This window comes from Marinococcus halotolerans DSM 16375 (assembly GCF_000420725.1).
Taxonomy (GTDB): Bacteria; Bacillota; Bacilli; order Bacillales; family Marinococcaceae; genus Marinococcus; species Marinococcus halotolerans.
In genome coordinates, this window is record NZ_ATVM01000041.1 from 1 (window position 1) to 8,358 (window position 8,358).

Annotated in this window: 10 protein-coding genes and 1 pseudogene; 3 read left to right on the forward strand and 8 right to left on the reverse strand. The window is 46.3% G+C overall.

All coding sequences use genetic code 11. From position 1 onward, the window contains the following. A pseudogene (locus tag G548_RS18575) lies at positions 1-355 on the forward strand (transposase); the annotation flags it as partial. 136 nt (positions 356-491) lie between these two features. Here the strand turns inward: G548_RS18575 and srlD are convergent. The 6 genes from srlD to G548_RS0116510 all read right to left on the reverse strand — a co-directional run bounded on the left by srlD (position 492) and on the right by G548_RS0116510 (position 4,731). After that, positions 492-1,274 (reverse strand): sorbitol-6-phosphate dehydrogenase, encoded by a 783-nt coding sequence (srlD, locus tag G548_RS0116485; RefSeq protein WP_022795250.1) that lies wholly within the window; start codon positions 1,272-1,274, stop codon positions 492-494. A 15-nt stretch (positions 1,275-1,289) separates the two neighbouring features. Next, on the reverse strand, positions 1,290-1,655 hold the full coding sequence (locus G548_RS0116490) for a PTS glucitol/sorbitol transporter subunit IIA (protein ID WP_022795251.1): 366 nt from the start codon (positions 1,653-1,655) through the stop codon (positions 1,290-1,292). Between the two features lie 88 nt (positions 1,656-1,743). After that, a complete protein-coding gene (srlE, locus tag G548_RS0116495) occupies positions 1,744-2,754 on the reverse strand; it encodes a PTS glucitol/sorbitol transporter subunit IIB (RefSeq protein WP_022795252.1) in 1,011 nt (336 codons plus the stop codon). Continuing rightward, positions 2,747-3,322, reverse strand: a complete 576-nt coding sequence (gene srlA / locus G548_RS0116500; protein WP_022795253.1) for a PTS glucitol/sorbitol transporter subunit IIC — start codon at positions 3,320-3,322, stop codon at positions 2,747-2,749. The genes srlE and srlA overlap by 8 nt, the downstream gene beginning before the upstream one ends. Continuing rightward, a complete protein-coding gene (locus G548_RS18580) occupies positions 3,310-3,771 on the reverse strand; it encodes a transcriptional regulator GutM (protein ID WP_022795254.1) in 462 nt (153 codons plus the stop codon). The genes srlA and G548_RS18580 overlap by 13 nt, the downstream gene beginning before the upstream one ends. A 6-nt stretch (positions 3,772-3,777) precedes the next feature. Further along, positions 3,778-4,731: a sugar-binding transcriptional regulator gene (locus G548_RS0116510; protein WP_022795255.1), complete on the reverse strand. Its 954-nt coding sequence runs from the start codon at positions 4,729-4,731 to the stop codon at positions 3,778-3,780. Between the two features lie 583 nt (positions 4,732-5,314). Here G548_RS0116510 and G548_RS19420 point away from each other — a divergent pair. Continuing rightward, on the forward strand, positions 5,315-5,566 hold the full coding sequence (locus G548_RS19420; RefSeq protein ID WP_156847969.1) for a hypothetical protein: 252 nt from the start codon (positions 5,315-5,317) through the stop codon (positions 5,564-5,566). Positions 5,567-5,655: 89 nt separating this feature from the next. Here G548_RS19420 and G548_RS0116520 read toward each other — a convergent pair whose 3' ends face one another. Both G548_RS0116520 and G548_RS0116525 read right to left on the reverse strand, forming a co-directional pair. Beyond that, on the reverse strand, positions 5,656-6,201 hold the full coding sequence (locus G548_RS0116520) for a hypothetical protein (protein ID WP_027847500.1): 546 nt from the start codon (positions 6,199-6,201) through the stop codon (positions 5,656-5,658). Between the two features lie 21 nt (positions 6,202-6,222). Next, entirely contained in the window at positions 6,223-7,746 is a 1,524-nt protein-coding gene (locus tag G548_RS0116525; protein WP_027847501.1) for a phospholipase D family protein, read from the reverse strand. 407 nt (positions 7,747-8,153) lie between these two features. Between G548_RS0116525 and G548_RS0116530 the strand changes: the two genes are divergently transcribed. Next, a partial coding sequence (locus G548_RS0116530) for a helix-turn-helix domain-containing protein (RefSeq protein ID WP_245558578.1) occupies positions 8,154-8,358 on the forward strand: 205 nt, incomplete at its 3' end.

The window sequence follows — 8,358 nt, forward strand, 5'->3', positions numbered from 1 at the left end:
TAATTTTACTACAGATATTGCTCACGCTCTAGTCCAACATCAGGATGTCAACGAGATCTTCCGATCTCATTTGGAACACGCCGTCAATCAGCTGCTTCAAACCGAATTAACGTCTTTTTTGGATTACGAGAAGTACGATGCGGCCGGCATTGGTTCCGGCAATTCCCGCAACGGCACGTACGAGCGCACGCTGAAAACCGAATTTGGGGAGCTGTCGCTGGCGATTCCCCGGGACCGGAACGGCGATTTTCACCAACAGACGGTCGCGCCGTACAAACGGACGAATGACACGCTGGAAGCGTTTGTGATGCATATGTACCACAAGGGCGTCACCACCGCGGAGATCGCCGATCTCCGCTGTAGTGACCCCTTCAATAGGAAAGACGTTTAATATTTTTTGTATATCAGAAATGTTTGCAGTATCAAGATAATATTTCATCTAAACCGTCCTTTCTATGAACATATGAAAAGTCGATGACCATTAAGACTTTTTAATGCATTACCTGACCACCAGTGACATTGATGGACTGGCCGGTCATATACGAAGCTTTCTCAGATGCATAAAAAATAATAGCATTGGCCACATCATCATAGCTGCAGCCGCGCTTCATCGGCACTTTATCCCGGTACACGTCCAACACTTCCTCTTCCTCGATGCCCAGCTTTTTCGCATAGGAGGGAATGAGACTTTGAAACATTGGAGAATCCAGTAAATTTCCCGGCATAATGGCATTGACTCGCACCCCGTGTTCTGCTAAATCCAAGGCGAGGCTCTGGGTGAGGCCGACCCCGCCGAATTTTGACGACGAATAGCCGGCGTTGTGCTTGCTTCCCACTTTACCTGATTTGGAGTTGATCTGGATGATGCTTCCTGATCCCTGCTTAATCATCGTATGCGAAACTTCCCGGGCACACAGAAAGTAACCGGTGAGGTTCACCTTCATCATAGCTTCCCAGTCCTGCAGCTCAAAATTAGTGATTTTGGTGCTCCGAGCGACACCGGCGTTAAATACAAGCAAATCAATGCTCGCAAACGCTTGGTTCGTTTGATTGACCATTTCTTTTACTTCTTCTTCATTTGTCACATCGACCTGAAGCCCTAAAGCATCTACGCCATAGCTGTTTTGTATCGCAGTTGCTACTTCTTTGGCGTTGTCTGCCTGAAGGTCGGCAACCACCACATTGTAATTTTCTTCTGCCAGGCGGTGGGAAATATGTTCTCCTAAATTCTGCCCGCCGCCTGCGACGATCGCTGTTTTTCGTTGCTCTGTCATATAGATACTCCTCCTTTAATTACGCACAATCTCAATTTTATCGCCCTCTTGGAACGTCGGTACTTCTTTGTTCTCTAAGCACAGCGTACCCGGTAGATCCGGTTCCGTATTCCCATCAAATTTCAAAGTGATATGGCCCAGTTCCGAAAGATTCTTTGTTACAGCGCTGCCGACGCTTGTGATGGTGAAGATTTTATCTTTCAGTCGAAGCTCATCCTTCGCTTCAATATCTTCATGCAGCACATTCTCCTCGTGAAGAACGCAATATTCCGCAAGTTCTGCCGGAGCATTGCCTTTAAATAACACCAGAATTTTTTCTTCCAGGAATGCTTCCACTTCCGGACCAAGCTTAGTGACCGTCGTTTCATAGATGGTTTTCATAACAAATCCTCTCCTCCTGTTTACTATTTCGTATCCCTTGTTTCACTATCATTTCAGCAGTTTCACTCGCTGTTTCTTTCAAACGTTTTTAGGATTCATACAATCCGAAGCTGGCCAGCCAGGCGATAAACACGGTGGGAGCGCCTGTAAGAAACCGGCCATACAAGACGGCTGGCACGCCGACTTCCACCGTTTCTGGTTCTGCTTCTGCAAGCCCGAGTCCTACAGGAACAAAGTCTGCCGCTGCCTGAGAATTAATCGCAAATACAGCCGGAAGGGCGAACTGGGGCGGAATATTGCCACGTCCAATTTCCACTCCGATCAGACTGCCAATCACCTGGGCAATAACAGCTCCCGGTCCAAGAAAAGGTGACAGGAGAGGAAAGGAGACGATGGCTGACAGTAACAGCAACCCCCCAACATTTCCTGCAAGCGGAGACAGAATATCAGCAAACAGATCCCCAATCCCTGTTTCCAAAATGACACCGATCAGCATCGCGACAAAAGCCATAAACGGAAGAATGGTGCGAACAACAGTATCAATGGTATCCCGCCCGGCCTGGTAAAGGGTTCCGACGATACCACCCATTAAATTACCGATTTTGGTCATAAGGCCCTGACCGGATTGTTCACTGATTTTCTTGGATGAATCGTATTTGGACGCAGATTCACTTTTTTCCTTAGCCTTGGCCTGGGATGGAGCCGGAGCAGCGGTGCCATCCGTCAATTCCACGTTGGCCGGTTTGACCCCAGAGACGTAAATGTCTTCTTTGATGTAAGCTGCCAACGGTCCGCTTGGCCCTGTAGGCATGACGTTAATCGTAGGGATTTCTTGTTTTGGATACAGGCCGGCACGAAGCGTGCCCCCACAGTCAATAACCACACAAGCTGTTTCTTCCTGAGGAACAGAGGTCTTAAAACCATTCACTAACTCTGCCCCGGTCGTATCTGCAATCGTTTGAGCCACATCCGAAATAGGACCGCCGGTAATATTAACAATTTTGTTCTTTTCCGGAGTTGGAGTAATTGTTAACGGGCCACCGAACCCGCCCTGGCCTTTGCGTACAATGACACTTTTATATTGGTTTTCTTCAGCCATTGGATGTTCCTCCTTCGACTTCTGCATTGGACAGCGTTCGTTTCAACCGTACATGCTGCTGTTTTTCGACGTAACGTACACACATATCGGTAATCCACCCACGGAACATATTGGTGACGATCCCGACAAGGAAGTACCTTAACGCAAGTTCCGTCGTTTCATACCCTAACGTTTCAATGCCAGCAGCCACTCCCAGAAAGACAAATAGCTCTGCCGGATTCACGTGAGGAAATAAACCGTTCATGGAGTGAACCGAATAACTTGCTGAGGCGTAATAGCCGGGCTTATATACTTCCGGTAAAAACCGTCCCAAAGACAGAGTCATCGGGTTTAATAGAAAGAATCCCCCTAACAGCGGCAATAGTAAGTACCTTGAAAAAATGTTTCCGGAAGCTTTGCGGGCCAGCCCTTCCACCCGATTTTGGCCGACAAATTGAACAATCGCATTCATCGCTACGAGCAGCATGATCAACAGCGGAATAATATCGGTAACAAAATCCATAAACTGTTCGGCTCCTCGTTCAAATACACCGATAAAACCTTCTGCAGCTATTACTAACCAGTCCATTTAGCTGCCCCCTTTTGTTTTTTTCTCATAAACACGGACAATATTTTCTCTGCTGGTGAGCTTGACTTCGGCACTTCATGCCCTGCCTGCACTAACCGGTACACATGCTGCGCATCCCATACCGCTTTTCGGTAGAACCGGTTCATGTTATTTATTTTTTCTTCCGGTATATCCATCAAGTTTTCATGTTGCAGCTCCGGTGCTTCCCTGAACCGGGCAAATACCGTTAATCCCTGCATTTTTTTAGCTTCTTTGATGCGGGCCTGGTTATCGACAGCAATCAATAGGACAACGCCTGTTCGTACGATACCTTTGGATCTTCCTATTGCGACCTTTCCTTCTGATTTTAACTCCCGGTAATGGTAGTTAAAATTCTTGATCTGCCAAAATCCCAGAAAGCTTTGAAAAATGAAGCACCCGCCGATCACAGCTAATAATAGAAATATCATTTTTCACTACTCCTTTGCTAATTCCAATACCGCTTCGGCCGTTTCATCATTGGTGATTAATGTATTAATGAACCCTCCTCGGAGAGCTCCTAGAATCGAACCGGCTTTTTCGACCGATTCCGCGACACCGACAGCCCATGGCGTGGCTTTTAGTTGTTCCAACTCGACGGCTACTGTTCGTTGATCAATCTCTCCCCGAATAATTTCCCCATCAATGGTATAAAAGCGGGAACAAATATCTCCGATAGCGTTTTCATTTTCCAACTGCTGATAATCATCGTTACCGAGAAATCCTGAAAAGATCAGGTTGGACGAGTTGATGGGGCTTCCGATGCCTACCACAGCAATCGTTAATTTTCTCCACAGCTGTAAAATATCCTGAAAGTAATTCGCCTCGTATAAGTCCCTTCTTGTTTGTATGGATGGCACTATTGCTGCAGCATCGATAAAATGGGCCTGTGCTTGAAACATTCTTGCTGCGCTGTAAACGATCGTATTTACGTGCTGGGCCGTCGGCATTTTCCCGGGGCCTCCGACTACCGGCACAATGTCCGCCTGTCTTCTTTTAAAACGATCTCCAGTTTCAACGATACTACCTAATGTACTTCCCCAGGCGAACCCTACCACGTCTTCGTCTTGAATCTTCTGGTTCAGCCATAGCATCGTTTCTTTTCCCAGGTCTTTTTTACGCTCTTCCGTTGACTGGCTAGAACTTGTCGGAAGGACCATTACTTCTTTTAACTGAAACAGCTTTCGTAAAGATTCTTCCAACTCCACCTGAGCCGTATGGTTGCCCTGAATCGTAATGTGCACAATCCCTTCCTGTCTGGCTTTTTGAAGCATTCTTGTAACGGTCGTACGATCCACATCCAATATTTTGGCTATTTCGCTTTGCTTTAACTCATCTTCATAATATAGTTTGGCTGCGCGGATCAACCGACGTTCCTCATCCCAGGCCATCTCTTCACCTCCTGTGCACATATGTGCATTTGTTTTTATTTTGTGCAAGAACTGTGATTATATTAATGGAAACGTATACATAGCGTCAATAATATATCTTTCTTTTTACAAAAACGTGCCCGAATTTCACATATGTGAAATTCGGGCACCAGGAACATACAAAATAATTAGAGCTTTAGCGCTTTGGCTTTCTTGCACGTTATGTATCCCAAAACGACTTGTAAAATAGCTGAGAGAATGGTTAATAACGAAAGAAAAGAAGAAAACATAATATCGCAAATGCAAATTTCCTTCAATAATGCAAATTTCCTTCAATTTAATTCTTTCTTCTTTGAATCATAAGCAGTCACTAATATTTTTTGTACATTTATCCACATAACGGGCCTTATCGGAGTATAGTCCCAAATAACTGTGGCACGATGGAAGAAATGAGCCAATATAAATTTTACATTTGGGAATCGCATATATATTTTAGCTTACGAAACAAAGGGATTTTTGTATGCTTGACCAAAACCAAGCGACTATCCATTACATACAATTCCCACCCAATTCGATCAACTGAGTACCATAGAGAACAGGTGGATTGATTTCACCATTAAACTGGAGCGAGGACGGCCTCGCTCCTATTATGCTGCCCCAGCCGGAGACCTCGTTCGTCTGCTGGCGTTCGGGGGACTATTTTTATTCCTTTAACCACCATCCCTCTTCCCTTCCTTCTCTTCTTGATCTTCCTCCATCCTTAGTAGCGGAGATTAAACTACGGATGCACGGAGTCATTCAAATCGATGCACGACGAACAAACGCGATGCTACGTTATTACCAACAGTCGCGATAAATGGCCCTTGGTAGGATGCCGAACTCATGATCGTGCTAGTCTTCAAAGCTATCACTTCCAAGACATTGATTGTCTCGTTCCTGGGACCGTCATTTTGACGATTTCTTTCTTTTCCAGGAGGCCATCGTTCGCTGGAACAAAGAACCTTTTGTCTCTGCCACATCAATAAAGGCAAAGAACAGCTGTTTATGCAGCACGAGCACCGGGCTGTCCTCAATAATGCACTCCACCGGCAGAAAATGAATTTTGTTGGCCCGCTCCCGGTTGGTTCTGGCCCCGAGTTGGTCGATATCCACGAGCACCGTGTGGTCTTCCCGGACATCAAACGCCGACCGGTGGCTCAGATACAGTTGTTGCCAGATAAACATGCCCCGCTCTTCATAGTCTCGAAACAAGGTGGTGGGAAACCACACCGGCAGGTCCCTCTCTGCTTCGGCGTAATAGTCCCGGAAAATCTGCCGGGCGCCGGATAAAAAATCGCTGGGATCATAAAATATCTCGTCATTGGTAATCTTCTGCGCCATGCGGTACGTAAAGTCCTGAAACAAGGCGGGCGTCACGTTCGGAATCAGTTCATTGAGGTATCGGCTCGAGGCGGCCATCTGCTGGGGGCGAAACGCGTTACGTAGCTGCAAGTAATAGATCCTCGTCGACGTCTAAGGGGAAATATCAAACCCCGAGGCATTGGTGGTTCCGATCAGGACGGGATGATGGTATCGGCGTTCGTTGCTAATCCATTTTATGAGGTGCTCCCCTTTTTGCGCGGCCGTACTGCTGAAAAATTTGGTGTCGATTTCATCGATCATCAACGGCGTCACGTTGGGGGCATGAAGGGCGTCCCAGAGGAGCGGGGTATCTTTAATGTATTCATAGGAGCTGTAGGGGGAAAGACCGCCCAGCAAATGATCGATAAATTCCATGGCCGTCGTCTTCCCAGCCATGGACCGTCCGGACACGATCAAAAACGGCGGAAAGTATCTCCGGACGGTTTTCCGTCCTTCCTGAAGGCTGTAGTGGTCCCGCATTTTCCATATAAAGACGGACGTAAAGCTGTATAAAATCATTTCAAAAACCCGTGATTGGTTTTTGACGTCTTGCTGAACGGTAAACAACTCATAGGCATCAATAAAGGCTTCGATCACGGTTAAACTGTGCTGCAGCTCGTCCATGGTTGTCAGGGGCTGGGAGTACTTCCTCCACCGAGGTTCTTGCTCTTCGGAGGACAACGACTGGGGCGTGTACAGCATCGCGGATTGGTCTTCGTACTGCAGGAGCGTCCGGGGATCGTTCCGACTCTCCTTGGTTCGCTGCGTGGCCATCAATTGTTTTAAGGCTCCCGCCTTTTTATCGATCATTTTTGGGGGATGCAGGGTATAAGTGCCAGCTTTCCGATCCTTTTTTGTTAAAACTTCCAGCTTTTGCTTGAATGTCAATGCTTCGGTATGGTGCTGGGCGATCTGCCTCGGAATGTGGTGTATGGCTTCGATTTCTTCTTCAGTTAAGGCAATCTGGAATCGGTGTCGGGAGAGATCATCAGCTAACAGAGATTGGAACAGATCCGCATCCGCCACCCATGTCTGCTGGTCCCTGGTTTTCTTTTTTAAGAATTCTGGAATCACATCGTTCGACTGCTCGTAGATGGCCTGAAAGCGCTGGGCGTAGATCGTAAACAATGGCGAATCATCAAACACCAGGAGTTCTTCGAATTGCTTCTGGTTGTCAAAGGCCCGTTTGGTCATATTCGCTGAACCAATCATGCATCGGGTTCCCCCACTCCCCCGCATCAAATAGATTTTGGAATGAACCGTGCGGCCCGGAGAAGCATACCGGATCGAAAAACGCTCCTCTGCCACCTGCTTCTGGACGGGCGGCGGGAGCTCCTGAAAAAACGCGACCCGCTTTTCCACGTTCAGTAAATCCTGGAGACCATCCTGGAACGCTTCGGCTACGTATTGGTCTTCGATGCCCAACACCAATTTAACCTTTTCAAAGTGCTGAGCCGCAGAAAAGAAAAACGCCGGTGACGCCACAAAACTTATCGCCCACAGCTCCTGAAAACGTTCCGTATTGAATAGCGCATTCAAGGAGATATCCAATACTTTACCGTCCCTCACAATCAATAAAGGAGAACCATAACCACCATTGCTTCCTTGATCAAAAAGCGAAAGCTCTTCTTCCATGTTTTCACCTTCTTCATTAGAGTCGCATGCCTGGGAAATGGACGATCCAAACCGTTGAGATGGTTTTTGCTTCGACGGTTCCTTATATTTCTTTATATACGACTTTTCTTAAATAAATCCTTTCATATTGAAAAAAAAGCTCCTAGAATTCTCTAGAGCTTTGGTGAGGTTATTATTATCGAATTAACGTAATAGCGATTATTAGTAAAAACCACTATAAAATAACACTTTTATTGAGTTCTAGTGTTGATAATAAATAAAGAAGCCAATCGCCTGTGAACGCTAGAATAAAGTTGACAGATTTTGCTTGATTCGATTTTACACTTTTGCTCCATCAACCTGCTCCTTTAGTAAAATAGATAATGACGTTATTTTACTGGGGGGTCAGGAACTTGGAGGAGAAATTAGTGTTATATGTCAAGATTCAGGAATTACACAAACGAAAGTTGAAAGTCACACAGATCGCTCAAGAGTTAAAGATATCCAGACCGACGGTCTATAAATATTTAGAGATGACGCTACAGGAGGCACGAGCCTTCATCGAGCAACCCCATCGAAGAACCAAGAAGTTAGACGAGCATAGCGACTGGATACGTGCCTGGCTGGAAGAAT